This window comes from Natrinema caseinilyticum, assembly GCF_024227435.1.
GTDB lineage: Archaea > Halobacteriota > Halobacteria > Halobacteriales > Natrialbaceae > Natrinema > Natrinema caseinilyticum.
This window is the reverse complement of record NZ_CP100445.1, coordinates 267772-293405: the sequence shown is the minus strand read 5'-3', so window position 1 is coordinate 293405 and position 25634 is coordinate 267772. Positions and strand designations below refer to the sequence as shown.

25 protein-coding genes and 2 pseudogenes are annotated in these 25634 nt (G+C 64.6%); 6 read left to right on the top strand and 21 right to left on the bottom strand.

Annotated elements, in window-relative coordinates; all coding sequences use genetic code 11:
• Nucleotides 1-17 precede the first annotated feature (17 nt).
• Nucleotides 18-938: a DUF5794 domain-containing protein gene (locus NJT13_RS01425; protein WP_254523713.1), complete on the bottom strand. Its 921-nt coding sequence runs from the start codon at nt 936-938 to the stop codon at nt 18-20.
• 759 nt (nt 939-1697) lie between these two features.
• On the opposite strand from NJT13_RS01425, the gene guaB reads away from it, so the two are divergent.
• Nucleotides 1698-3200, top strand: a complete 1503-nt coding sequence (gene guaB / locus NJT13_RS01420) for an IMP dehydrogenase (RefSeq protein ID WP_254523712.1) — start codon at nt 1698-1700, stop codon at nt 3198-3200.
• Between the two features lie 175 nt (nt 3201-3375).
• On the opposite strand, the gene cmk is transcribed toward guaB, so the two are convergent.
• Together cmk and NJT13_RS01410 are read right to left on the bottom strand one after the other, a co-directional pair.
• A complete protein-coding gene (gene cmk / locus NJT13_RS01415; protein WP_254523711.1) occupies nt 3376-3987 on the bottom strand; it encodes a (d)CMP kinase in 612 nt (203 codons plus the stop codon).
• 182 nt (nt 3988-4169) lie between these two features.
• Nucleotides 4170-4646 carry a cupin domain-containing protein gene (locus tag NJT13_RS01410; RefSeq protein WP_254523710.1) on the bottom strand — a complete coding sequence of 159 codons (477 nt, stop codon included), beginning with the start codon at nt 4644-4646 and terminating at the stop codon, nt 4170-4172.
• 114 nt (nt 4647-4760) lie between these two features.
• Between NJT13_RS01410 and NJT13_RS01405 the strand changes: the two genes are divergently transcribed.
• Nucleotides 4761-5267, top strand: coding sequence for a hypothetical protein (locus NJT13_RS01405; protein ID WP_254523709.1), 507 nt, complete (start codon nt 4761-4763; stop codon nt 5265-5267).
• A gap of 131 nt (nt 5268-5398) precedes the next feature.
• Here the strand turns inward: NJT13_RS01405 and NJT13_RS01400 are convergent, their stop codons facing one another.
• The 6 genes from NJT13_RS01400 to NJT13_RS01375 all read right to left on the bottom strand — a co-directional run bounded on the left by NJT13_RS01400 (nt 5399) and on the right by NJT13_RS01375 (nt 11271).
• A complete protein-coding gene (locus NJT13_RS01400; protein WP_254523708.1) occupies nt 5399-7168 on the bottom strand; it encodes a YcaO-like family protein in 1770 nt (589 codons plus the stop codon).
• Between the two features lie 86 nt (nt 7169-7254).
• Complete coding sequence (locus NJT13_RS01395) at nt 7255-8730, bottom strand: MATE family efflux transporter (RefSeq protein WP_254523707.1); 1476 nt, start codon at nt 8728-8730, stop codon at nt 7255-7257.
• The gene (locus NJT13_RS01390) at nt 8727-9428 is read right to left on the bottom strand and encodes a TetR/AcrR family transcriptional regulator (protein WP_254523706.1); all 702 of its coding nucleotides are present in this window, start codon (nt 9426-9428) and stop codon (nt 8727-8729) included. The genes NJT13_RS01395 and NJT13_RS01390 overlap by 4 nt, the downstream gene beginning before the upstream one ends.
• A 202-nt stretch (nt 9429-9630) precedes the next feature.
• Nucleotides 9631-10068, bottom strand: coding sequence for an RNA-binding protein (locus tag NJT13_RS01385; protein WP_254523705.1), 438 nt, complete (start codon nt 10066-10068; stop codon nt 9631-9633).
• A 141-nt stretch (nt 10069-10209) separates the two neighbouring features.
• Complete coding sequence (locus NJT13_RS01380) at nt 10210-10413, bottom strand: DUF1918 domain-containing protein (protein WP_254523704.1); 204 nt, start codon at nt 10411-10413, stop codon at nt 10210-10212.
• 168 nt (nt 10414-10581) lie between these two features.
• The gene (locus tag NJT13_RS01375; RefSeq protein ID WP_254523703.1) at nt 10582-11271 is read right to left on the bottom strand and encodes a type 1 glutamine amidotransferase domain-containing protein; all 690 of its coding nucleotides are present in this window, start codon (nt 11269-11271) and stop codon (nt 10582-10584) included.
• A 146-nt stretch (nt 11272-11417) separates the two neighbouring features.
• On the opposite strand from NJT13_RS01375, the gene NJT13_RS01370 reads away from it, so the two are divergent.
• On the top strand, nt 11418-11882 hold the full coding sequence (locus NJT13_RS01370) for an Hsp20/alpha crystallin family protein (protein ID WP_254523702.1): 465 nt from the start codon (nt 11418-11420) through the stop codon (nt 11880-11882).
• 93 nt (nt 11883-11975) lie between these two features.
• Here NJT13_RS01370 and NJT13_RS01365 read toward each other — a convergent pair whose 3' ends face one another.
• Nucleotides 11976-12974: a DHH family phosphoesterase gene (locus tag NJT13_RS01365; protein WP_254523701.1), complete on the bottom strand. Its 999-nt coding sequence runs from the start codon at nt 12972-12974 to the stop codon at nt 11976-11978.
• A gap of 222 nt (nt 12975-13196) precedes the next feature.
• Between NJT13_RS01365 and NJT13_RS01360 the strand changes: the two genes are divergently transcribed.
• Together NJT13_RS01360 and NJT13_RS01355 are read left to right on the top strand one after the other, a co-directional pair.
• Nucleotides 13197-14375, top strand: coding sequence for a thiolase domain-containing protein (locus NJT13_RS01360; RefSeq protein WP_254523700.1), 1179 nt, complete (start codon nt 13197-13199; stop codon nt 14373-14375).
• Nucleotides 14372-15799, top strand: coding sequence for a zinc ribbon domain-containing protein (locus NJT13_RS01355; protein WP_254523699.1), 1428 nt, complete (start codon nt 14372-14374; stop codon nt 15797-15799). The genes NJT13_RS01360 and NJT13_RS01355 overlap by 4 nt, the downstream gene beginning before the upstream one ends.
• 484 nt (nt 15800-16283) lie before the next feature.
• On the opposite strand, the gene NJT13_RS01350 is transcribed toward NJT13_RS01355, so the two are convergent.
• Together NJT13_RS01350 and NJT13_RS01345 are read right to left on the bottom strand one after the other, a co-directional pair.
• The gene (locus NJT13_RS01350; RefSeq protein WP_254523698.1) at nt 16284-16499 is read right to left on the bottom strand and encodes a DUF8015 family protein; all 216 of its coding nucleotides are present in this window, start codon (nt 16497-16499) and stop codon (nt 16284-16286) included.
• Between the two features lie 290 nt (nt 16500-16789).
• The gene (locus NJT13_RS01345) at nt 16790-17215 is read right to left on the bottom strand and encodes a DUF3054 domain-containing protein (RefSeq protein ID WP_254523697.1); all 426 of its coding nucleotides are present in this window, start codon (nt 17213-17215) and stop codon (nt 16790-16792) included.
• Nucleotides 17216-17563: 348 nt separating this feature from the next.
• On the opposite strand from NJT13_RS01345, the pseudogene NJT13_RS01340 reads away from it, so the two are divergent.
• A pseudogene (locus NJT13_RS01340) lies at nt 17564-18259 on the top strand (J domain-containing protein).
• On the opposite strand, the gene NJT13_RS01335 reads toward NJT13_RS01340, so the two are convergent.
• From NJT13_RS01335 to ligA, 9 genes and pseudogenes are all read right to left on the bottom strand, one after another.
• Nucleotides 18232-18870, bottom strand: coding sequence for a toll/interleukin-1 receptor domain-containing protein (locus NJT13_RS01335; RefSeq protein WP_254523696.1), 639 nt, complete (start codon nt 18868-18870; stop codon nt 18232-18234). The pseudogene NJT13_RS01340 and the gene NJT13_RS01335 overlap by 28 nt on opposite strands.
• A gap of 59 nt (nt 18871-18929) precedes the next feature.
• Nucleotides 18930-19382, bottom strand: a pseudogene (locus NJT13_RS01330) (DUF8159 domain-containing protein).
• A 95-nt stretch (nt 19383-19477) separates the two neighbouring features.
• Nucleotides 19478-20122 (bottom strand): triose-phosphate isomerase, encoded by a 645-nt coding sequence (gene tpiA, locus NJT13_RS01325; protein WP_254523695.1) that lies wholly within the window; start codon nt 20120-20122, stop codon nt 19478-19480.
• A 74-nt stretch (nt 20123-20196) separates the two neighbouring features.
• Nucleotides 20197-20745 carry a multiprotein bridging factor aMBF1 gene (locus tag NJT13_RS01320; RefSeq protein ID WP_254523694.1) on the bottom strand — a complete coding sequence of 183 codons (549 nt, stop codon included), beginning with the start codon at nt 20743-20745 and terminating at the stop codon, nt 20197-20199.
• A gap of 133 nt (nt 20746-20878) precedes the next feature.
• The gene (locus NJT13_RS01315; protein ID WP_254523693.1) at nt 20879-21493 is read right to left on the bottom strand and encodes a CDP-alcohol phosphatidyltransferase family protein; all 615 of its coding nucleotides are present in this window, start codon (nt 21491-21493) and stop codon (nt 20879-20881) included.
• The gene (locus NJT13_RS01310; RefSeq protein WP_254523692.1) at nt 21490-22035 is read right to left on the bottom strand and encodes an adenylate kinase family protein; all 546 of its coding nucleotides are present in this window, start codon (nt 22033-22035) and stop codon (nt 21490-21492) included. Before NJT13_RS01310 ends, NJT13_RS01315 begins: the two co-directional genes overlap by 4 nt.
• Entirely contained in the window at nt 22032-23183 is a 1152-nt protein-coding gene (hisC, locus tag NJT13_RS01305) for a histidinol-phosphate transaminase (protein ID WP_254523691.1), read from the bottom strand. Before hisC ends, NJT13_RS01310 begins: the two co-directional genes overlap by 4 nt.
• A gap of 185 nt (nt 23184-23368) precedes the next feature.
• Complete coding sequence (locus tag NJT13_RS01300) at nt 23369-23563, bottom strand: hypothetical protein (protein WP_254523690.1); 195 nt, start codon at nt 23561-23563, stop codon at nt 23369-23371.
• 197 nt (nt 23564-23760) lie between these two features.
• Nucleotides 23761-25494 (bottom strand): ATP-dependent DNA ligase LigA, encoded by a 1734-nt coding sequence (gene ligA, locus NJT13_RS01295; protein ID WP_254523689.1) that lies wholly within the window; start codon nt 25492-25494, stop codon nt 23761-23763.
• Between the last annotated feature and the right edge of the window lie 140 nt (nt 25495-25634).

Here is a 25634-nt window from a genome sequence, read left to right as displayed (position 1 = left end):
TTCGAGATAGAATCGGGCTACAGCCAGGGGGCTCGACCCGCCGTATCCGTCGCATCGTCACTCGGATACGTTCCCGGTTCGTCCTCGCTCTGAGAACTCCTCGAGTCGTGCTCGGTCGGTCGGTCGCCGGCACCGCCATCCGTCAGCGTCCCCATCTGAACGGTCGCGTCGTCGGCATCGGAATCAGAACTCGCGTTCGTGCTGTCGGTCCCGGTGAACGACGGGTCGACGGCGAACAGGGCGGCGACTACGAGGGCGGCAAGCGGCGCCTGGCCGAAGGCCATGCCGAGCAGTGACAGTGGGAGCAAGCCCAGCGCAACCGCACTTCCGAAGCGGAATCGGTCGATGTCCATGTACTCTCGGAGGTAGGGCCCGAGGAGGGCGACGGTCAGTGCGAAGGCCACGCCGACTGCTGCCGCAAGGGTCGCGTGGGCGACGAGGGCAGGATCGGTCATCACCTCGAACGTTGCGCTGGAGGGGTCGATGCTCGCGATCAGCCCCAGTCCGAGGACGACGACGGGATTCGGCAGATACTCGCCGATGGTCGCGCTGGCGGTCTTCGCCGCGATGGTTGCGATGACGAGGGCTGCGAACCGCTCGAAGATGACGATGTCGATGACGCTCTCGATAGCGGGCGAGAGCGCGGCTTCCAGCGCCGCGAGGAGGATCAACGGCACTCCGACGAGTAAGACGACGGCTGCCTGCTCGCGGGGGGTACCGTCCATGTCGGCGAGGATGACGGCGACGGTGGCGCTCCCGCCGAATATCAGCAACCCGACCTGAATTGCGCCGAGCGGATCGCTGAGGGCGTCTGCGAGGATCAGCGCGGGGAAGACGCCATCGACTAAGGGGAGCATCATGACCAGCGCGAGGAGCCTGGCGTCACCCCCGACGATGCGCTCCATCCGGAGCGCAACCGGATGCTGTGACGTACTCATCGGTCAGGGCCGATGGCCGTAACCCGAGGCCCGTGGGTGAGAGGATGGACAATCCCGTACCGACCGGTCCGGACACCAGTCGTTCCCATTGGCATTCGTGACGGGTGCTGTGAGTTTCGATGTGAAATTCCCGAATTCGGCAATGAAGGCGGAGTCGGAGCTCGTCCGGCCGACGATTCGGGCTGCGGCTGTACTCACAGCGTACATATTCATAAAGACGAGCGGACTCTCAATAAACGTTGTGTGAGAGAGCGTTTCACGACTCGACGAATATTCGTCAGTAACGGTCACAATCGGAGGAAAATGAACACAACTGGTCGGCATATTGGCGCTGAATTCGTCGATTCGATTCGGTACTGTCGATACGTGGAGTGGCGGCACGCTGATGCGTGGAGTGGCGGCACGGGGATGCGTGGAGTGGCGGCACGGGGATGCGTGGAGTGGCGGCACGGGGATGCGTGGAGTGGCGGCACGGGGATGCGTGGAGTGGCGGCACGGGGATGCGTGGAGTGACGGCACGGGGATGCGTGGAGTGACGGCACGGGGATGTGCGGAATGACGGTGAGCGAGCGACGACGTTCGTCCACCTGCTAAAGTAACCGACCGCAATGAACAGGCCGCTAAACGACACGACACCGTCGTCTCCAGCCGACGTGCCCGCTGTGACACGTGAGTAGATCAGCCGCTGAGAGCCCCGTCAACCGTACACACCCGCGTTCATCTCGCAACGTTTTTTGCCAGGGGGACCGGACGGTTTACATGGCGAACGACGTTCCCGAGCACGAGCCCTATTCTTCGAAACTTCAGGTACCGGAAGCGCTAACGTTCGACGACGTCCTTCTCCGGCCGAAGGAAAGTCGTGTCGAACCCGACGACGCGGATCTCACGTCACGCGTTTCGAAGAACGTCGAGGTTTCCGTCCCGATCCTCTCGGCGGCGATGGACACGGTTACCGAAAGCGACATGGCCATCGCGATGGCACGCCACGGCGGCCTCGGCGTTCTCCATCGAAATATGAACGTCGACGAGATGGTCGAGGAAATCGAGCGTGTCAAAAGCGCTGACGAACTCATCATCCCCCTCGACTCGGTAGTCACCGCGGACCCGGAGATGACCGTTCGCGAAGTCGACGAACTGATGGCCCGGCAGGGCGTCGGCGGCGCACCCGTCGTCAACACGAACGGCGAAGTACTGGGGATCATCTCGAGTACCGACATCCGGCCGCACCTCGAGGTCAACGAGGACGATCCGGTCACCGAAGCGATGACGGACGAGGTTATCACGGCCCACCAGGATATCGACGCGCGTGACGCGTTCGATCTGATGTACGATCACAAGATCGAGCGCGTTCCGGTCGTCGACGATCAGAACTTGCTGGTCGGGCTCGTCACGATGCAGGGCATCCTCCAGCGTCGAGAATACAAGGAAGCCGTTCGAGACGCCGACGGGCGGCTTCGCTGTGGCGTCGCCGTCAGCCCGTTCGAGTCGGATCGTGCGCTCGCGGCCGACGAGGCCGGTGCGGACGTCCTGTTTATCGATACCGCGCACGCACACAACCTGAACGTCGTCGACGGTGCTCGAGAGATCAAAGAGTCCGTCGACGCTGACGTCGTGGTCGGCAACATCGGAACCCGTGAGGCGGCCGCGGACCTGGTCGGTTTCGCCGACGGGCTGAAAGTGGGAATCGGTCCGGGATCGATCTGTACAACCCGGGTCGTCTCGGGATCCGGGATGCCACAGATCACGGCCGTCGCGCAGGTCGCGGACGTCGCCGCTGATCACGACGTCCCTGTGATCGCCGACGGCGGCATCCGCTACTCCGGTGACGCTATCAAGGCGGTCGCCGCCGGTGCCGATGCGGTCATGCTCGGCTCTTACTTCGCTGGAACCGACGAAGCGCCGGGTCGAGTCGTCACGATGAACGGAAAGAAGTACAAGCAATACCGCGGCATGGGATCCGTCGGCGCGATGAAATCCGGCGACAGCGACCGGTACCTCAAAGAGGAACCCGACGAGGACGACGAGTACGTTCCGGAGGGCGTCGAAGCCGCGACGCCGTACAAGGGAACGCTCAAGTCCGAACTCCACCAGCTCGCGGGCGGGATGCAATCGGGGATGGGCTACGTCGGCGCGGAGACGATTCCGTCGTTCAAAGAGCGGGCGGAGTTTGTTCGCGTCTCTGCGGCCGGACAGGCCGAAAGCCACGCCCACGACGTCGTGATCACCGACGAGGCACCGAACTACTCGCCGGACAGCGAGTGATCCTCCGGCCGGGGCTCACCTGACTCGAGCGGTGACCCGACCACCCGACAGAAGGCGCTATTGTGATGAATCCGACGACGTTTTCCTGCGGCGCATCGTCCCTGGCCCGCCTTCCGTCGCTTTTCGGGTGTCCGAGAACGGCCCCGTTCGAGCGGTCGATGAGTCGAGATGACCGCTACAGATCTACGGCGGGCGTAGTGAAGGCCCCCTCATCGAGTTCGGGATCGTACTCCTCGATAGCGGTGCGGACGAGAGCGAACACGCCGTTCTTGGACCAGCGGGCGGTATTGATATGCAAGTCGTAGAACCCGCGGTCGTCGATATCGATCTCGTAATAGGATCTGTAGCGACCGGCTTCGCTGACCTCGCGAACGCGCATTTCGGCTTCTGTTTCGACGCGATCGGCGATGCGCTCGAGACGGACGTCTTCCGGCGCATCGAGCCAGATGCGGAGATCCGCTCGCTCACCGGCCAGCCAGCCCGCCAACCGGGACTCGAGAATGAACGGCTTGTTGGCCATCCCCCACTGTTCGGCGATCTGCTGGAGTCGCTGGTCGAGCGCGCGATCGATCTCGTCGGATTCGTCCGCTTTCGCGGTGAGCTGGTTGAGACTCATGTCGCGGTCGTCGGCGAGTTCGCGGAAGATGTCGCCACCGGAGACGAACGGGCAATTCATTTCCTCTGAGAGACGCTCACAGAGCGTCGTCGCCCCGCATCCCGGCGGCCCGGAGACGGTGATGAAAAGCGTCGTGTCGATCCCCACGGCCGAACTGTCTGCTGTAGCCATACGTAGATCCTTTCGGTCCCTCGTGAAAAGGTTCCGGCTAATTTCCGACACCCGGTCGGCGACGAGGCCGCCCCGTGTGACGCCGCGACCCGTGTGGCCCGCACCCGTCTACCGCCGTGACTCGTCTGTCGCCGACGTCTGTCCACGCGCTCAGACGGCAGAAATTTGCCAGAGGGCGGAATTCAGAGCGTAAACGTGGTTCCACACTCGGTACACGTGAGCTGAAACGCCTGGTCATCAGTGAGTTCGAGGCCGTGGCCGAGTTCGTCTTCGCATTCCTGGCAGTAGACCATCGACTCGATCTGATCCCAGTCGTGTTTCGACTTCGGCGCGCCGAATGCGAAGCCGACGACCCGTTCCTCGGTATCGTTATAGCCGTGCTGGAAGTCGCCCGGTGCAAATCGAACTACTTCCGCTTCGTCCACGGCGATCTCCCCCTCTTCGGTGTCGAAGGTCGCAGTTCCCTGCTGAATGTAAAAAACCTCTTCCTGATCGTGATGGGTGTGCAGTCCGCCGGAGAACGACTCGCCGGGCTCGAGTTCGAAGTAATTCATCGCGAAGTCGGAAAATCCGAGCGCGTCAGAGACCGGCCGTCTGACCGAGTGGACTTCCATCGGATTGACTTCGACGTCGACGTCATCGATTGCGATTTTCTCCATGAACCGATATTCGTCTCTCGACTCAAAAATCTCATGGAAGAGGATGACAATCACGATCAAGGGAGCAAAGGACGAAGAGTAACGCCTACAGTCGTGCGACCCCGAACGCCGCACGTGAACCGTCGTAGGGTACTTCGTTCCGTCGGGGTCGCCGCCACCGTGAGCCTCTCCGGTTGCGTCGAGGCGCTACAGGAACACTACCAGGGGAATTTCCGGGGCCTGGTGCCGGTCGAGATCTACAGCGAGGCGGAGCAGTACTACAACCTCACGCTCGAGGCCTACGATCCGGAGACGGACCGCCAAACGTACGACGAGAGTTACACGATCACGGCCGGTCAATCGGCGACGTCGCCCCATCTCGACGCGACGGAACAGCTCTTTCGCGCGACGAAGTTGGGACAGGACGGCGAGCGGTTGGCAGTCAAAGAAGGAACGATCACGCCGAGTACGACCCTCGTCGTCGTCCGGATCCCCGACGACGGTCTGAAACTGGACATCCAGCGGGAAGACGGTGGAGGATCCGGTCCAGCCGGCGAACCCGAAACGGGTGGTGTCGAGACGACCGACAATGCGACCGGTTCTGAGACGAACGGCACGACCACCGATTCTGAGACGGGATAATCTCGCAGGAGAAGGCGGACCGTCGGCGCGTCACGGCCGCACCGCGTGACGCGCGGTGAGCGACGACGTCGCGACCGACGGGCGAGAGAGCCGTCGAACGCGGACCAGCGGGACGCGACCGTTCGCGCCAGTCACGGATACGGATGAAACGCCCGCTCGAGGTTCGGTTCGAAGCCGAGGTCTCGTGGGACGTCTTCCGCTCGATCGCCGAAGAAGGGGTCACTGGTAAAAAGCGGCTGTGCGCCGGGAACGACGACACGAACGGCCTCGAACCCGATCTGATCGACGTCGCGAGTCGTCAATCGCGTCGCGTACGGTGTCAATCCCGCGTCGACCGTCCGCGCACACAGCGACTCGAGACGATCGAGCCCGGTCGGGACGGAATCGGGCCCGACGCTGGCCGCTGGGACTGCGGGCTCGACGTCGACGAACGCCCGCGCGCGGTCGGGGAACGACGCGTACTCGCCGATCGCGCCGCCCGCGTCGGCAGCGTCTTCGGGACCGAGACTCCGCAGTTCCAGCCAGTTCTGCAGTGCTTCCTCGAGCGCCGACGTCGCGGCCGCAGCGGCGTCGAGACCGGCGGCCGAGCCGACTGCGAACGCCGGCCAGGCGCCACCGGCGGCCGAATCCGACGCTCGCCCGTCGAACCCGTCCGGATCGCGATGGACCGCCACTGCCACGACGGGGACGTCGATATCCTGGGTGACGAGGAGCGGCGTCACGGATAAGCCTTCGCTCCGGGCGCGTCGCTCGAGCGTCTCGAACGCCTGCTGATCGACCGATAGCCCGAGAGGCTCGAACGTCGAGTACCAGGCGAGCATCGTCGCGTCACGCTCGAGTACCTCGGTCAGCCCGGATAGCAGGGCGTCGACCGTCGAGGAGCCGAGGCCCAGGCCGGTCGTGATCGGCGGAACCAGTTCCGCACCCGGTTGCGGGAACTGGACCGCCGCCGCTGGCAAGTGCGCCGGTTCGCCGGTCTCCAGATTCTCGGCTGGAACCCAGCGGTGTCCGTCGCTCGAATCGTAGGCGGGCGCGTCCGCCGGCCGGACGAGCGCCGTCGGGGGAACCGCGTTTTCGAGATCGGTCTCGCGTCCGTGGACGAAGTCTGAATCGCGATAGACGCCGGCACAGTATCGCTCGAGGCCCTCGCCGACGGCTTTCATCAGCGCCGCGTTCCAGTCGTCCGCGACGCCGGCCGCCTGCTGCGGGGCGCTCGCGTCGCTAAACGCCGTCGTATCCGCGACCGTCGCGAGATAGTAGGGGGCCGGGAAGGATTCGATTTCGCCGATGCTCGATACCGGGCCGATCCGGTCGTCGATCGCGCTTTCCGCGTGCTCGACGGCCTCATCGAGCGAGAGCGTGTCGGCGTCTCGGTCGAGCGTCCGATCTCGCGACCCATCGCTGCACTCGCAACCGGGGACTGGCAACAAGGGCCGTCGAGCGTGTGGAACTTCTCGAACCTGCCCGACGATCGAGCCGTCGTCCCCCGAGAGGACGCGGACGCACTCCCGACCGGCGATCGCCCCGGCGAGTCGCGCTGCGCTCCGATCTGCCTGGGGCCTCTCCGCTACGTCCTCGGCCTCTGTGTTCGACGTGACTCTGGCGCGGAGACAGTCGAAACAGCCGGTCGCGGGCGCAAAGCCGGTTACGGCGGCATCGACGGCCGGTAACGAGTGGCCGCCGACGCCGCCAATTTCGACCGCTATCCACGGCGTGGAGCCTTCACGTGCGGCTTCGTTCGCCCGGTCGAACGACGACGAACCGACGACGTCGCCGACGACGGCGAAGCGCGCGTCGACCAGCGCCCCCGGGTCGGTCTCGCGAACGTCGATATCGACGTCGTCGAGTGCGGCGACGACTGCCTCTCGAACCGGATCGTCGGCCACGACAGAAACGTGCATACCTCACGTCTCTGGCGCGGACGGCAAAAACGCCCCGTTCGACGACGCAGTGATCGCTGCTCGAGGAGCGGGGGTATCGTGTGGGCTCAATCGTCGGTACTCGGTTCGACGTCGTCGCCCAGGCCGGGAGCGGCAGGCCCGCCGGTCACGTCGACGCGACGCCAGGTTCCCCGGCGGTACCAGCCGTAGGCGAGACCGGCACCGAGGACGTTCGACGCGGCGAACGCGAGCCAGATCCCCCGATAGCCGAGGGCCGATTGCGAGAGCGTCGCCGCGATGGGAAGGCGCACGAGACCGTAGATCACCAGCACGATCCCGGCCGCGGTGAGCGTCTTTCCGGTCCCCCGGAAGCTGCCGTTGTAGGCCCGCATGACGCCGATGAAACCGAACGATGGCGCGACGTACCGGAGGAACGTCACGCCGACCTCGATGACCTGCGCGTCGTCGGTGAACGCGGCGATGATCGGCTCTGCGCCGACCCACGCGACGACTCCCAGCGCGCCGAGGACGATGAACGTGGTTCGAGCCGCGAAGTCGGCGGCGGCTTTCGCTCGCTCCGGTTTGCCCGCGCCGACGTTCTGGCCGGTCATCGTCTCGACGCCGCGGGCGACCGCGATCGCCGGGAGGAAGATCACCGAGAACACCCGCGTCCCGATTCCGTACGCGGCGACGACGTACGTGGGAAAGAATCCGACGATCACCAGTAGTAAGTTGATCGAGAGCGCGCGACCCATGCCCTCGATCGATGCCGGAAACCCGATCCCGACGAGCTTTTTCGCGAAGGAGAGATCGGGGCGCATCTGTCGGAGCCGGATGCGGACGCCCCGGGCCCCGCGAAACATGATCGCCAGCCCGACGGCGAGCGCGAGGGCCCGCGAGAAGACCGTCGCGATAGCCGCGCCCTGAATGCCCAGTTCGGGAAACGGACCCCAGCCGAAGATCAGGAAGGGGTCGAGGACGACGTTGAGGAGGACGGAGCCGAACATGACCAGCATCGGTGTGATCGTGTCGCCGTAGCCCCGCATGAGCGCGATAAAGACGAAAAAGCCGAACATGAAGGCCATGCCGAGCGAGATGACCTGCATGTACTCGGTCGCCAGCGGCAACACGTCCTGCGATGCGCCGAGGAGGCCGAGCAGTTCCTCGACGAAGACGTAGCCGACGAGTCCGAGGATCACTGCGCCGAGCAGCGACAGCGCGACGGTCTGAGAGGCGGCGTATTCCGCCTCGGCTTCCTCGTCCGCGCCGATATGCTGAGCGACGAGGACGCTCCCGGCGACGGACAGTCCCATTCCGACCGAGATCAACAGGAACACCATCGGGAACGCGAAACTGATCGCCGCCAGCGCCTCCGTGCTGTACTGGCCGAGCCAGAACGTGTCGATGAGGTTGTACGCGGTCTGCAGCAAGTTCGTCACGATAATTGGCAGCGACAGGTAGAACAGCGGCCGAGCGATGTCACCCGAGGTCAGATCGAACTCGTCTCGACCCTTGAACAGTCCCGTGAATCGTCCGTAGACCCGCCGCTGAAACCAGCTGACGAGCCGATCGAGGAGACTCATTCGCCCGCCTCCGTGTCCGTCTCCGCCTCCACGTCCGTCTCCGATTTCGCCTCCACGTCCGTCTCCGTTTCAGTCCGCCACTCGGCGCAACTCGCGGCCCCGTCACCTCGTTCGCTCGAGTCAGTCGGTCGAAGCGTTTCGTCGATGTACGCGTGGACGTGACATTTCGTCAGTTCGGGTGACCGATCGACCGCGGCCGCTCGCGTCTGCGCGCCGTTGAACAGCGTCACCAGGAAATCTGCCGTCTCGTCCGGGTCGACGTCCTCGCGAAATTCCCCCGCCTCGCGGCCGTCCGCGACGAGGCCCGCGATTCGGTCGTGGAGCGCGCTGTCGAACTCGCCAAGACGCTCGCGGTAGGCGTCGTTGTACGGCGACTGGGCCTTGATCTCGAGCAGCGCCGTTCGAAATTCTTCGGCGGAGTCCTCGTCGGCCGGCGTCAGCAGTTCGTCGAGAAACTCGTGGAGTCGTTCGGCCGGCGTCTCGCCCGGAGTCGTCTCGGTTCGCGCCTCGAATTCCTCCAGCAGATACTCCAGAAACGACTCGAGGAGGTCCTGTTTGCCCTCGAAGTGGTAGTGCAACGTCCCCTTGCTCTTGTCCGATTCGGCGGCGATATCCTGCATCGTCAGCTCCGCGTAGCCGTGTTTGCACAGCGCTCGGTACGTCGCCTCCATGAGATCCGCAATCGTCTCGTCCGTCATTCAGGAAGGTACTACTCGAACTTACTGACTGGCCAGTCAAAAGGGCTTTGCAATCGGCGAAACGGACCCCGTATCCGGGCCAGTGCCGGCGATATCGAACGGCACAGGCGGCTGTGGTCAGTCACGTTTCGGCCGACGTCGGCACAGTCTCGACGTCCGGAGACTGCGTCTCGGTGGACGGGGCGCCTCTCGATTCACGTGGCTACTCCTCGTCCCGAAGCCGCTCGAGGACCGCTCTGGCGTTTTCGACCGCCTGTTCTTTCTTCGCGGGATAGGCCTCGACCTTCGCACGGAACGTGATGCCGTCGCCGAGGCGGACCGCTCCTTCGAAGGCGGCCTGTTTGTCGAATCGCAGAAACAGTTCGGTGTTCTCGGTGACCCGCTCGTCGAGTTCGTCGATCAACTGGTCGAACGTCTCGAGGTCCGCGAGACGCGAGAGGACGTGTCGGACGTCGTCCGCCTTCTCGACGCGGGCCGAGAGGACGAGGATGCGGTCGCCGTAGTGGCCCTCGCTCTCGGCGCGGTCGATTTCGAATTCCTCCGGGAGAAAGGTCCGAAGCGCTTGCTCGACGCGCTTTTCGTCCTCGGTGGCGTAGCAGAACGTTCGCAAATCGACGTAGTGTAACGGGATCTGTGGCATCTGCGGGTCGAAGTGATGTGCGTTATCGGGCCGGTAGTGGGCCGGACTCGGTCGTGTCGGACTGGATTGTGGCGACGGTTCGATTCAGTGGTGCCATTCGGTGGCCGGTCCCGAGCGACAGCGCCGGCCCGCACGCGGTGGCTACTCCTCGTCCGCGTCCGCAACGTCGTCGGCCGCCTCGAGGTCGTCCTCGGGGACGCCGGCCTCCTGACCGTCGTCGAAGCTGATGGTGTACGTGACGTCACCGAACATCGACTCCATCGTCTGGGTTACGGTGCCGGTTTCGCCGTCGAATTCGCTGTGCTCGTCGTGCAGAACGACGCGGTCGTCTTCCTCGAAGCTCATAGGGGGTGCTTCCCCGGCGGCGTGTAAAAAGGGACTGATTTGGAGCCTCGTCCGCGAACGATTTGCGGAGAGACGTTCCGTCCCGGAGTCGTCGGCAGGAACCGGTACCGTCTCTGACCAACGCAGAGAAACGGGACAATCGCCGACGCGATTCGGAGCGCGGTCAGTTCAGGCCTCGAGTTCGATGCCGAGTTCTTCGAGCAGGGTTTCGGCGGCCGCGCTCGAGGAGCCGGGGCCGCGGCCGGTGATGAGGTCGCCGTCGACGGTGACGCTGGTGTCGGCGTCGAGTTCGGCGTCCCAGTTGCCACCCGCCGCCGTCACTTCGTCTTCGACCCAGTAGGGCAGCTTGCGACCGTCGGGCATTCGGTCCGCCTCGTCGACGATGCCCTCCTCCCACTCGTTGGGGAATCCGGTCACGTCGCGACCGTTGACGATGAACGCGCCGTGGCTGTCGCGGGCGAACGCGAGCATGCCGACGGCGTGACAGACGACGAGCGCCTTGCCGTCGCCCTCGACGATATCGCGGAGGAGTCCGCGGGCGTGTTTGTCCTGGTTGATGTCCCACGCCGTGCCGTGGCCGCCGGGGAAGACGACGGCGTCGTACCCCTCGGCGTCGGCCTGTGCGACCGGGATCGGATCGTTCAGTCGCTCGTCGGTCTCGTGGACCTCACGGACGTGCTCGGCGGTTTCTTCGCCGACCTGGTCGGGATCGATCGATCGTTCGTCGATCACCGGCGGACTCCCCGACGGGGTCGCGACCGTAATCTCGATTCCCGCTTCAGAAAGCGTCTCGAGGGGCTCGACGCATTCTTCTCCCCAGTACCCTTCCTCGCTGACGACGAACAGTGCTTCCGTCATATTCCGCCGTACGAGCGACAGCCTAAAAACGACCAGCCAACCCGTTGGTTCTGCCGCATCCGCCGCGATAACATGTCGAATTGGACGAGGATCACGTCGTCCGAAAGTGGCTTTTTTCGCGGTCGGTCACCTACATATGGTATACCATGTCAGACAGGCCCCGTCCGTTCGACGGACTCGAAGCCCTGCTGAACCGACTGAACCGCCAGCTCGAGACGGCAGCACGTTCGTGGGAAACGCAACTCGACAACCGGAGCCAACTCGACCTCTCGGTGGGCGCCGCGGCGACGAGTATCGACCTCGCAGACGAGGGGGACGAGTTCGTCGTCACCGCCGACGTTCCGGGGTACGAAAGCGACGACCTCGAGTTGCGCCTCTCCGGGGAGACGCTCGCTCTCTCCGGCAACCGCGAACGCGCGGAGGATATCGGCGGCGACGAAGAGAATTACATCCGACGCGAACGAGAACTGGAATCGTTCAGCCGTCAGATTCGCCTCCCCGAATCGGTCGACGCCGACACGGTCCGGGCCAGCGTCAACAACGGCATTCTGACGATCCGACTGCCCAAGCGAGAACCGACGGACGAGGCGCACTCGATCGATATCGACTGAGGACGTCGCCGAGCGTCGGTCCCGCTTGGCCGACCGAGTGGCCGACGGTCGGACACGCGCTCCTGAAGAGTGACCTGCGCGGATTGAGCGACCTCATTGATCGAGGTTCAGTGCATCGAAGAATCGCCGCGTGAGTCGACTGCCGACGAACTCGAGCAGTTCGGCCGCGTCACCCTCGTCGTCGGCGAAGAGTCCGAGTTCGATTCGGCCGCCAGCCATGTCGTGGTGGCCGCCGACCGAACCCAGTTCGTCGAACGCGGTTCGCAGTGTCTGGCCCATATTGACCCGCGGATCGATCGAGCGACCGCTCAAGCGAATCGCGTCGCCGATGATCCCGTAGGCCAACACCGTATCCACACCCTCGAGATTGAGCAAGTAGTCCGCCGCCTGTGGGAGCGCATCCGTCTCGGTCGTTTTGCCGACGCTCGCGATCATCGCCGATCCGCGGCGTTCCCGACTGACGATGGCACGGCCGATCGCGTCGAGCGTCCCCGGTGTGAACGCGCTTCCGTACAGTTGCTCCAGCATCTCGAGGTTGGCGTCCGAGTAGACCGCCAGTGCCGCCTCGTACTCGCGTCGCGTCGGTTCGCGGACGAAATCGAGTCGCTCTCGATGGAGCGCGAAGAGCAGCGCCGAGGCGAGTCGCTCCGTGAGGTCGATCCCGAGGTCGCACAGGTACTCGACGAAGATAGTCGCCGTCGCACCGTAGTCGGTGCGGACGTCTTCGAACCCGGCCCGGCTCGATTCGCCAGGGTGGTGGTCGACGACGATGTCGGGGGTGACGTTCGCCGGAACCTCCGTGTTCACTCCCGGCCTGGTGTGATCGACGAAACTGATCGTATCGTAGTCGTCGATATCGGTACGCGATAGCATCCGGAGGCTGATATCGAGCATGTTGACGAACGCGCGGTTTTGCTGATGCGAGATCTCGCCGCCGTAGGCGATCGTCACCTGGTCGACATCCTGTTCGAACGCGATCGACTCGAGTGCGAGCGCGCTGGCGAGACAGTCCGGGTCCGGATTGTCGTGACAGACGATCACGAGCGAGTCGGTCGCCTCGAGGGCGGAAACGAGCTCGTCCGCGCGTGACATATCCGACATACGGTGACGAGACGCTTGAATCCCGCGTCGCGTCTCAGACGCAATGAACGGAGTTCGACCGCGGAGAGAGATTCGCTGTTATACGAACGAGCTTGAATTTGTTCGCCACCTATTCGTATTAGAACAGGACGCTTACCGGTGATTTCAGCGGTCTGAGACGTGATGTGTGATGAGACCGTACACTTATTTCACCTGGATACACGAACGGCGAGTATGCGCGACGCATATCTCGTCGGTGCGGGGCAGTCCGACTACGGGGCTTTCCCGTCGGAAAGCTACCGGTCGCTGTTCCGGACGGCGTTCGAAGCGGCAACAGGCAGCGTACCGAAGGGACTCGAGGCAGCAGACGTGGACGAGGCCTTCGTGGGCAACCTCGGCGTCGGTGGTCGCCAGCTCGGTCTCTCCGGCCCGGCGGTGACCGAACACGTCGGGCTCGACGGCGTTCCAACGACGCGTGTCGAAAACGCCTGCGCGGCCAGCGGGTTCGCGGTTCGACAGGCGGTCCAGGCCGTCAAATCGGGGATGGCCGACGTCGCACTCGCGGGCGGGTTCGAGATCATGTCGGACATGAGTTCCGACGCGACGAAGTACTGGCTCGGCGTCTCCGGTGAGACCGAGTGGGAACGACTCTCCGGCACCACGTTCTCCGGCGTGTACGCCCAGATGGCCAGCGTTCACATGGAACAGTACGGGACCACGCGCGAACACCTCTCGCAAGTCGCCGTCAAGAACCACTCGAACGGGTCCAAAAACCCCCACGCACAGCTCGGTTTCGAGTGTTCGCTCGAGGACGCACAGTCGGCACCCGTCGTCGCGGACCCGCTCAATCTCTATCACTGCTGTCCGACCTCCGACGGCGCGGCCTGCGCGCTGATCGTCAGCGAGGACGTCGTCGACGAGTACACCGACGATCCGATTCGGGTGGCCGGCGTCGGTGCCGGCAGCGACACCGTCGGATTGTTCCAGCGCGACTCGTACGCCGAGGTGCCCGCGAGCCAGCGGGCCGCCGAATCGGCCTACGAGATGGCCGACGTCTCACCCGACGACCTCGACTTCGCAGAAGTTCACGACTGTTTCGCCATCGCGGAACTGCTGGCCTACGAGGACCTCGGGTTCTGCGAGAAAGGGGAGGCCGGCACGCTCATCGAGTCGGGGAAGACCGAACTCGGCGGCGACCTCCCGGTCAACACCTCCGGCGGGCTCAAGTCGAAAGGTCATCCGATCGGCGCGACGGGTGCCGGACAGGTCGTCGAGGCGTACAAACAGCTCTCCGGGAACGCCGGCGAGCGACAGGTCGAGAATCCGACGCGGGGACTGACCCACAACGTCGGCGGCAGCGGCGGTGCGGCAGTCGTCCACGTCTTCGAGAAGGAAACGGAGGTGAACGCATGAGCGCGATCACCGGCGTCGGAACGTACGCGCCGCGATTCCGCATCAGCGCCGAGGCGTTCCAGGAGGCCTGGGGGCAGTTCAACGCGGCCGGCGTGAGCGAGAAAGCCGTCGCGTCCGCCGACGAAGACGCCCTGACGATGGCCTACGAGGCAGCGACCCGAGCGCTCGAGGCCGCCGAGACCGATCCGTCGTCGGTCGACTGGCTCGGATTCGCATCGTCGCGGCCACCGGAAGCCGAAGACGACCTCACCGCGCGCCTCGGTGCGATGCTCGCCCTCACGGAGTCGAGTGCCGGACAGGTGTTCACCGGAAGCACCCGGGCCGGAACGCGCGCGCTCTGGGCCGGGCAAGACGCGCTCGCTGCCGATTCGACCACCGCCCTCGTCGTCGCAGCCGACGCACCGAAGGGCGACCCGGACGACGGCATCGATCACGCCGCCAGTGCCGGCGCAGCGGCGTTCGTCTTGGAGCGCGACGGTCCGGCGGAAATCGTCGACCGCGCGGAGTATTCCGCGCCGTATCCGGGAACTCGATTCCGAACGACCGGGGAAGACGAAACCCGGACGCTGGGGGTCACTCAGTACGACCGACAGGCCTTCACCGAGACGATCGGCGGCGCAGTCGACGGGCTGGAGGTCGAGCCCGATCCCGAAGCCGCCGCGATCCAGGCGCCCGACGGGAAACTTCCCTACCGGGCGGCTGGCGCGGCCGGCGTCGGCACCGACGAAATTCAGGCCGCCGCAACGGTCCACGAACTGGGCGACCTCGGCGCCGCGAGCGTCCCGATGTCACTCGCCGTGGCGCTTTCCGACGGCTACGGCTCAGTCCTCGCGGTTTCCCACGGGAGCGGAGCGAGTGCCGATGCCTTCGTCGTCACAGCCGACGGGAACGTACCGGCTGCGACGGCACTCGAGGGCGACGAGCCCCTCTCGTATGCCGAGTATCTGCGCCAGCGTGGCGTCGTGACCACCGGACCCCCGTCGGGCGGCGGCGCGTACGTGAGCGTCCCCTCCTGGCGGCGCTCGATCCCGCAGCGATACCGGCTCGAGGCCGGACGCTGTACGGAGTGCGGAGCGCTGTCGTTCCCGCCGGAAGGCGCGTGTGACGACTGCGGCGCGCTCGCCGACTACGAACCCGTCGAACTCGCGGCCGAAGGCACGATCGAGGCCGTCACGACGATCTCGCAGGGCGGTGCGCCGCCGGAGTTCGCGGAACAGCAAGCTCGCTCCGGTGACTTCGCGGCCACGATCGTCGCACTCGAGACGGAGGACGGCGACGGAACCGTCAGCGCACCGGCGATGGGCACCGACGCTGCTCCCGCTGCCTTTTCGGTCGGCGACCGGGTCGAGACGACGATCCGCCGCATCTACACGCAGGAAGGCGTCACGCGGTACGGGTTCAAGATTCGACCGGCGGGCGAGTAACGGGCTCGAGCCCGCGTCGTCGAGTACCCTCGGCCCGGTGGGTACCGTCGTGTCCGGGTTCGAGACCCGAGACGGTCCCGCAGCGGACGAGCGGAAATCGCGTTTTCGATCAAACCTCCACGACGCACTCAGCTGCGTCGCTCGGTCGCTCCGCCGGTGACTCGGAGGCGTGACGTGACGCTGCTGGCTTCGAAATGTGGCGCGGCGAGAACCGGGGTGTGACGAGCAGAGCGGGGCCCGTTCCACTCGAACCACCGCAGTCACACTTCGGCAGGTGCCGGACCGATACCGCGGGGAAGTTCTCGCCACCGATCAGGCCGGTCTCTGGGGAACGGTTTCCTCGCGGTGAGAGTCGATCGGAATTTCGGGGGCCGCACCATCCGCGAGAGGGAGAAACACGCCGTGGGAAACGGCCGTCGGCGGGAAATGGAGAGGAAACGCAAAATCGAACGGAACGGAGTGTCGAGAAGAGTGACTGGAAAATTCAGTCCGCGTTGAGCGGGGGACGCGTAGACTGGGCCTCGTCGGAACCGTTTGCGGGGGTGTTGACGAACATCGCGTGACCGATGATTCCCATCGCGACGAACGAACCGAGCGGCACCGCGGCGGTTATCGATAGTCCCACGAACGTCAGGGCTGCAGTAACACCGAGCAGTGCGACTGGGATGAGGCCGAGAACTAGGTCGTAATATCCAGTCATAATCTATTCTATACTATGAGGAACAGGCATATAAGTGTTCCCCATAATCGGCTCGTGGTAGATGCGTTTCTAACTAGTGGCCAAGGCTATGAATTCCCATAACTTATGACGCCATTATTTCCGGCCTCAGAATGCGCTAATTAACAATCGCCGACCTCGTTCTCCCACCACGGGATGCACGATCGGCCACGTACGGCTTCGAAAGGAACGACGCCGAGACGGCTCCCGAAATCGTTGTCTGACTTCGTTGCAAAACGAGCGCGGATAAAGCGACGGGCCAGAACGAAACCTCACGCCAGCCTACGACGGTAGAGACGGTAGCCGAGTCGCCAGCCCAGCAGGGCGATCAGTCCGATTCCCGTTATCACGAGCGGGAATGGCCAGGTCGTTCCCCCGTCGAACAGCGAGGAAGCCCGAAGCATGAGTCCCACGTTCGCCGCTGCGATCCAGGTGACGGCCGCCAGTCGAACTCCGTCCGGGTCCAGGGGGCGGTCGCGCGTGTAAATCCCCGCGAGGAGCGCCACCGAAACCCATCCGATCACGAACGGTGTCACAGTGCCGAGCGATTCGAGCGGCTCGGCGATCGGATTACCGCCGTGCTCGATGTTCCCGAGCAGGACCAGGGCGACCACCAACCCGACGTCGACAACCGCCGTGACGACCCGTTCGCGGTCGAACCGGTCGGCGTTCCTCTCGGATCGAACTGCCGTGTCCATACGCGAGAGTCGGGGCCCAGGGACTATTGGTTTCCCGATTCGAATCGAGCGCCACGTCTAATCTGACAGGAGAGGAGGAACTCGGCGACGACTGATCGCCGAGCGCCATCCAACGGACAGAGCGTCTCCGTGCGAGGATCGCCTCGCACGAGTGGGTGGTCGGTTCGAGGGCACTTTGTTATCGTCGCCGTTCACGAACGCCGACCGACCGATCCGTTCGGTGACATTCGGTAAGCAGATCCTACACTCGCGCGTTCGAATTCGATGCCGATCGTTTCGATCGACGGTTACGCACGCGCGATTGTCAGCAAAAAGAACTAATAGGGAATAGATCAAATCGTTCCAGTGATGGCTGTCGTCGGTGACCGACGCGCCGGTTGTGAAGGGTGTAGCCGAACGATTGCACCTGAGAACGGAACGACGGTGACGATGCCGGACGGCGAACGAGTCGTCTGTTGTCAGGACTGCGAACCCTACGCCAGAGCCGCGGCACGGAAGGGCGAATCACTCGATCAGCGTCGGGACAACTGCGACGGTTGCACCCGCTCCGTCCTTCTTATCGACCTCGAGGACGTCGTACCCGACGACGGGACTACCCTCACCTGCTGTCCGACCTGCGTCGCCGAAGCGCGAGACCGCAGCGGCGACGATGCGGACCGCTCCGTCGGTGGGGCGTCGACCGGGGAGACCGACTCGGGCGACACGCCGGATGTGAACGAAACCGACGACTGAACGCTCTGTAGCCAGTGTCGCGAACACGCATCCGAGGAACCCTTCCGCGTCACCACCATCGACGAGCGCACCGAGTGGCTCTGTCACGATTGCAAAGCGGAGGCCGAGAAACGAGGAGTCGTCGCCGCAGTCGACATCCGCAAGACGAGGGCCCGCGACATCCTCGGCGTGAGTGCGAACGCGACCGACGAGGAACTGCGAGCAGCGTTTCACGACCAGGTCAAACGAGCCCATCCCGACACGAAAAGCGGGAGCAAGTCGGCGTTTAAACTCGTCACGGACGCCTACGAACGGCTCCGGGAAGCCGATTGACGGCTAATTCCGTCTTCCCGACCCAGGAATCCGATCGTCGCCGGGTTGAAGTAGTACGTCGACTCGCAAACCTCACACGACGTCGTCAGGTATTTTCCGTGGGCGTGGAGTTTCCAGAGTTTCGTCTGTCCCTGCTCGAGTTCGAGCGTGACCGGGTGGCCGCAGTCGGGGACCGTACACGGAAACCGGATATACCAGTTCGGAACCGACAGCGCCCCTAGTGGTGCGAGTTCGCTTCGCAACCGACAGAGGAGATTGAAGATGGTAAACGAGAGATTGTTTCGATCGATCGTCACGCCCTCGACGTCGCTGATGTAGCCGCGGCGACTCACCCCCTCGTCGCTCAACGGCAACACCAGAATCCCTTTGGCCACCGCGTACCCGATTTCCTGGTCGATCCACGTATTATCGGTCGCGTCCTCGGTCAGGATGGCGACGACGACGTCACTGTTGGCGAGACGACCCTCGAGTCGCTTTCGGAAGCGACCCGATTCGATCTCCTCGAGTGTGATATGAACGCCAAATGGGAAGTTCTTGACCGTGGAGAACAGGTCCTGAACGAGGCTGAGGTCGTCGGGAGCGTGTGAAACGAACACCTGTTCTCCACTCATCGGATAGTCTACAATAATCAGGTGTGTGAGTCATTATTAATCTATCTCCCGGTTCGCATTCAACAACTGTCCCGATCTCGTCGGTGACTTTCGATAGTTGTGAGAACGCGACGGGAGAATTCGACCTGCGAAAGCTCCGTTCCGAGTCGCTCGAACCACTCGCGCTCGACGCGCCACCGTCCGCGGACGGTACCGTCGGTCGTCAGTGACGTCGCATCGAGTCGGCCCGGGGTCCACTCTCGTTCGTCACCGATCGAAAGAAGCGCCCGAACCACCGCCCCGACTTCGTCGCTCGTGACCGCGGTGGCGTTGGAGACGGTTTCGTACTCGAGGGTTAATCCGGTCCCGTCGTCGACGGGCGGGTCAGCCTCGCCCGTTCACGTGGCGGTGGTAACGTAAATCCCGTGGCTCATCAATCGGTTCTCGAGGGCGACGGTCACGGGACGCTCGTCAGACGCGATACCCGCCGCGATGTCGGCGTCTCGCTCCGGACCGGGTCCGTCGTCAGTCATATCGATTCCTTCGGCGGAGACGGGGATAAGTCGGTCGCCGCTGGAACCGCGTCACGAACCCGTCCCAGCCGCAGAAGAGCGCCAGTGTCGACGGTTTACAGCGGTTCGACCAGATTCTCGAGTGCGGCCGTGGGATCGTCCGCTTTGGCGACCCCGCTCGCCAGCAAAACGCCCTCGGCGCCGAGATCGCCGGCCGCGACGACGTCTTCGCCCGTGCTGATTCCCGCACCACAGAGAACCGAGACGTCCGAATCGACGTTTTCGGCCGCCTCGACGGCGTCCTCGACGACGTCGGGATCGGCCTGGCTGACCGGTGTGCCGGTCCCGATGAGTGCAGGCGGTTCGACGGCGACGGCATCCGGACCCAGGGCCGCGGCCGCGCCGATCTGGGCCGGATTGTTCGCGCAGACGACCGTCTCGAGACCGGCCCGCTCGGCCGCCCTGACCGATCCGTCGATCGCTGCCAGTTTCAGTCGTCGCTCGGAGTGGTTGATCAGCGTCCCGACCGCACCGGCGTCGACGGCAGCCTCCGCGAGCGTGTGGCCGGTGTTGCTCCCGTACTCGACCGAATCGACGTGTTGGGCCCACGTCTCCGCGCCCGTATCGGCAACCCGTTCCAAATGCGCCGCCTGTGGCGCGACGGCCAGGCGAGCGTCTGTGGTATCGTCGACGTCGCGGACGGCCTCCGCAACGGCGACCGGATCACACGGATACGTCTTCAGGTTAACGAGGACGAACATATCGCCAACCCCTCCCGCACGAAAGAAATAGCTTCCGAGTCGTTAGTGTCGAATTCGACGTCGACGACGGCGGGTCAGTCCTTGCGCTTGACGACGTCGCCGAGGGTGTAACTCCCCGTCGAGGAGCCGCCGGACCACTCCGAGTCCCCGCCGGAACTCCCCTCCGCGCTCAGATCGATATCGAGGTAGTTTTCGAGTTTCGACTGCACGCGGTCGCTCGGGAGCGTATCACCGCGCTCGATCTTACGGATCAGGCTCGCTTTCTCGTTGAGTTCGTTCGCGAGATCGGACTGACTGAGCCCCTTGCTCTCGCGGGCGTTGCGGACCCGGTCGTCGTAGTCAGTCGCGAGTTCTTCCATGTCGTCGAACATGTCCGTCCGGCGGCGCTGGCTCGAGCTACTCGAACTCGACGAGCCGGTACTCGAGCCGGCGGACTGACCGCCACCGCTCGAGGACGACGAACTCGAACCGGTCGAGTACTTCGTGGACGCACTCGAACTCGCGGGCTGTTTCACCTCGGTTCCGAAGTCGGTACAGTTCGAACACACGTCTAACTTCGCGCCCTCGACTTTGATGGTCTTCGGGGACGACGTCTCGGCCCCACACATCTCGCACTGAACCATGTGAGACCCTATATCGTGGCGAGGGATAAAGCATACGGCGCGGTCCCGAATCGGAGAAATGGGTGCTGAGACGACGGAGCGAGCGATTACGAAGCGCGAGGAGAACGCCTCGCCCTTTAGGGCGGGGAGGATGTCAATCGAGTGCGGCCCAGGAGTAGTAAAACCGCTGGAGTGCGGTCACGTGGCCGACGACCGCGAGGAAAATCAGGAGCCAGCCCACGATCGAAAACCCGCCGAGAGTCGTCCCAGCGAGCGGATACGCGAGAAATCCGACGAGTCCGATGATCGCCAGCCGGTCCGCACGACCGACGAGTCCACCGTAGACTCGGTCGAGACCGACCGCCTGGGCTTGCGTTCCGAGATACGAGGTCATCACGACGCCGGTTACGGCGAGGAAGCCGAGCAGATAGTCCTCGAGTCCCGCTGCCAGTCCGGCGATGACGACGATGTCCGCGTACCGGTCGAGGACGTGATCGAGCAAATCGCCGCCCGCCGAGGCGACTTCCTGTTCGCGCGCGAGCGCACCGTCGACGATGTCGAGCCAGCCGTTGCAAAAGACCAGCGCCGCCGCAACGGCGTACCACGTGGGTTCTCCGCGCCCACCGAGGGCGAAGGCCGCCGCGGCCAGGACGGCCATTCCGAACGCGATTACGCTCACCCCGTTGGGCGTCATTCCGACCCGGTCGAACCCGGTGACGAACGGATCGAGAAACCGCGACACGTATGGACGAAACTTGTCCAGCGTCATGTCAGATACCCCACGAAGTCGACCTCGCCGGCGCTCGGTTCGCGCGTCCCCGCCGCGACGGCCGCGAGATCGCCGGCGACGTCCTCGGGGCCCCGGTCCGTCGTGTCGATCTCGTAGACCGACTCGCGGCCGTGTTCCGCGACCGCTTCCGACAGGATAACGTCCAGCGCCTCGCTTTCAGCGTTCTCTCGGGCCTTCCGCTCGCTCTCGCCGCGCTCGAGCAGTCGCTCCGCGAGCGTGTCCGGGTGACACCGGAGGACGGCAACTCGGTCGGCCTCGAAGTGATGGGCGAGGTGAGACTCGATCACGACGTCGTCACGGTCCTCGAGCCACGCCCCGAGCGCCTCGAGATCGGCAACCACGCTCTCGCGGTCGGCGTCGACGTCCGTGTAGAACGCCTCGTCCTCGATGACGCTGTTGAGGTGAATCACCTCGAGATCGGGGCTGACTTCGCCGCGATCAGTTTCGGCTCGTCTGGACTCGAACAGGCTCGTCGCGGTCGTTTTTCCGGTTCCGGGGGTGCCCGTGACCGCGATCCTCATGGGTCTGCCACCTCCGGACCCGTGTCCGGTTCGTCGGCGCTATCCGCCCCGAGACCCAGATCGGTGAGCGCGTCGTTGAGCGTCTCGACTGCTCGTTCGGTTTCGGTCTCGGTGCCGCAGGTGATGCGGATACACCCCGGCAGGCCGAAACTCGAACAGTCGCGGACGATGACACCCCGCTCTTGCATCGTTTCGGCCACGGTCGAGGCGTCGTCGACGTCGACGAGGACGAAATTCCCTTCGCTCTCCCAGACGTGGGCATCGATGTTCTCGCGCATGTACTCGCGGGACTCGCGGGCCGTTTCGACCGTCCGGACGACGTGTTCTTCGTCTTCGATGGCGCCGAGGCCGGCCCGGCACGCGAGTTCGCTCGCTGCAAACGGTGTGTTCACGCGCGCGTAGGCATCCGCCCACGCCTGGGGGACGACGGCGTACCCGAGTCGGACGCCGGCCAGTCCGTACGCCTTTGAGAACGTGCGTAATACGGCGACGTCAGTCCGGGCGTCGTATCCGTCTCGACCCTCGATGAGGGTCACGGCGCTGTCCCGGTCGGCGAACTCACCGTACGCCTCGTCGACGACGATCAGCGTTTCCTCGTCGGTTTCGTCGGCGAGCCGGTCGATTTGCTCGAGCGCGATGGTCGATCCGGTCGGATTGTGCGGGCTGGTGAGCCAGACGACCCGTTCGTCCTCGTACGCTTCGAGGACGGTGTCCGCGTCCTGGTCGAAGTTGCGGGCCCGAGAGAGTTCGTACTCGCGGACGTCGCCGTGGTGGAAGCGGGAACTCATCCCGTAGTAGGCGAACCCTGGTGCGGGAACGAGGACGTCGTCTCCCGACTCGAGCGTGGCCCGATGGAGGTAATCGATCGCACCGTCGCCACCGTTGGCCAGCCAGACCTGTGCGTCGGCGACGTCCCAGCGGTCGGCGACGGCAGCCGTGAGGTCGGCGTGTGCGGCTTTCGGGTAGGAACTGACGCTCGAGGCTGTCTCGCGGATTGCCACGGCCGCTGCCGGCGAGGGGCCGTGTGGGTTCTCGTTCGACGCGAGCTTGACGAATTCGGAGGGGTCGCGCCCGAGTTCGCGGGCGACTTCCTCGATTCCTCGACCCGCCTCGTAGGCGACGTGATCGGACAGGTCGCGCGGTTGCATACGCGAATTCAATTTCCCGTGGCTCTTAAGGGTGCTTACATGTGGTCGGCCGCGCCGAGACGAGCGTCCGCTCTGCTGGCCCGGGCGGGAGGACACGGCGACCGCCACGTCGCCGACCGTCGTGCGGGTTCTGGAGCGTGAACGGTGGAAACGGTCCGTACGATAGCGGGCCATTCGACCGATTGTCACGCCGTTTCCGCGGCGTTTTCCGTGGCCAGTTTCAGAATCTGCGGGACGACGAGAATCTCGAGCACTGCCATGCCGAGGACGATCCAGCGGGCCAGACCATCGAGAACGGTGAACGCGACGACTGTGAGGATTACGGCGCTACCGAATCCCATCCCGTAACGGATAACCGGGTTTTCGAACGGAGAGGGCATGCGTAGACTAGTCGAGAACGGCAATATATTTCTTTCCATATTAGACAGTAATCAATCAGAGATCGATCGTGGCCGTCACATCGGTTCGACCGGGTTCGCGGCTGTTCCGCCGGTTCGACCGATATTCCGGTGTCGATCCCGTTTCGGCGTCACCCCGCGTCGTACCAACCGCTGGTCGGTCGAACCGCGGTCGACGGTCACCGCCCTCGGAGTCGCTCGAGTCGCTCGAGCGTGTCCGCATCCGCGGGGTCCTTGTCGGACCGGACGCCGACGAACCGAGGGAATCGAAGCGCGTAGCCCGACGAATAGGTCGGCGACGACTGGATCTCCTCGTAGCCGACCTCGAAGACGGCGGCGGGTTCTATGTTCACGTTCTGTCCCTCCTCGGCAGCGATATGGGGCTCGAGCAGGTCGGTCAACTCGGCGAGTTTCTCGTCGGTGATGCCGGTCGCGACCTTCCCGACCGTCTCGAGGGACTCGCCAGCACGCACCGAGAGTTCGAAGGTCCCGAGGAACGTCGCCCGCCGCCCCTCGCCCCACTCGGCGCCCGTCACGACGCAATCGAGCGTCTCGACGTCGGGTTTGCGCTTGCGCCAGTTCTTGCCCCGGCGGCCCGGTGTGTACGTCGACCCTGGGTCTTTCAGCATGATGCCTTCGTGTCCCGATTCCAGCGCCTCGGTGTCGATCGACTCGATCTGGTCGGGATCGGCGGATTCCCACAGGAGCGAGAGCCCATCGATTTCGTCGTCCCCGAGACGATCCGTCTCCGCCTCCGAATCGACCAGGACCGAGCGGAGCCGTTCGTGGCGCGTCGTCAACGGTTCCTCGAGCAGGTCCGCGCCGTCGGCGTGCAGGCAATCGAAGAAGACCGGCCGAACGGTGACGTCCTCGCGAGCCTTCGCGACGTCGTGTTTTCGCCGAAATCGCTTGAGGACCGCCTGAAACGGGAGCGGCGTCCCGTCGTCGTCGACCGCGACGACTTCGCCGTCGAGGATCGCGGGTACCGCGAGCGTCTCCCGGGCGAACTCGACCACTTCGGGAAGGGCCTCGGTGACGTCCTCCATGTTTCTCGAGAAGACTCTGGTTTCGCCGGACTCGCCGGGCCCGTCGGCGTCGGCGGGTTCGTGATGCAATTGGATCCGTGCCCCGTCGTATTTCCACTCGACGCCGGCTTCGTCCCACTCCCCCAGCGCGTCCGTCACCGTCCCCGCCTGAGCGAGCATCGCCTGGACGGGGCGGCCGACCTCGAGGTCCATCGCGTCCAGTCCCTCGATCCCGTCGTCCCTCGCGATCCGGGCCACTCGCCCGTAATCGTTCGAGACCTGCAGGGCGCGCTCGACCCGATCACCGGGCACGTCGAAGGCGTCGGCGATCGCGTCTCGGACCGTTCCCTCGCCGACACCGATGCGCATCTCCGAGAGGACGAGTCGGGCGAGGTAGCGGGCTTCTTCGCTCGAGCACCGATTGAACAGTCCGAAGAGCAAGTCGACTTTGCGGTCCTGACTGCCCGAGCCTTCGGCGGCCGCGAGGCCTTCGAGCGTGTCGGCGACCTCGCGGACGGTGAGGTCGTCGCCACCGCCAGCGGGTCCGCCACCAGCGCTCGTAAACGCACCCAGCCCGCGCTGGCCGCCGAAATCGTAGCTGGCCGCCACGGCACCGATCTCCCCGACCGACGCGAGCGTGTCCTCGACGTCCTCGGCACCCACGTTGGTCCCGGCCGCGCGGGCGATCGCCTCGTAACACGCGCTCGGTCCGACGTCGAGCGTCGTCGAGTCCCAGGCCGGGAACACCCGCCCCTGGGCGAAACGCGCGACCACCTCGAGGTCGTCGCCGGCGACCGCGAGCAGTTCGCGGACGTGAGCGACGATCTCGAGATCTGCGGATTCGGCTTCGATCGTCCCGGCGCGGTCGGCGAACGTGGCGAACTCCATCGACGGTGTCTCTCACCTCGGAGCCTAAAACGATTCGGAGACGAAAGCGGGTGCGATAGCCGAGAGGCGATCACTCCGCGGCGCGTTCACGATCGGCCGCCGACGATGGAAGGCCGTGTTTAAAGGCGTTCGCGTCCCCA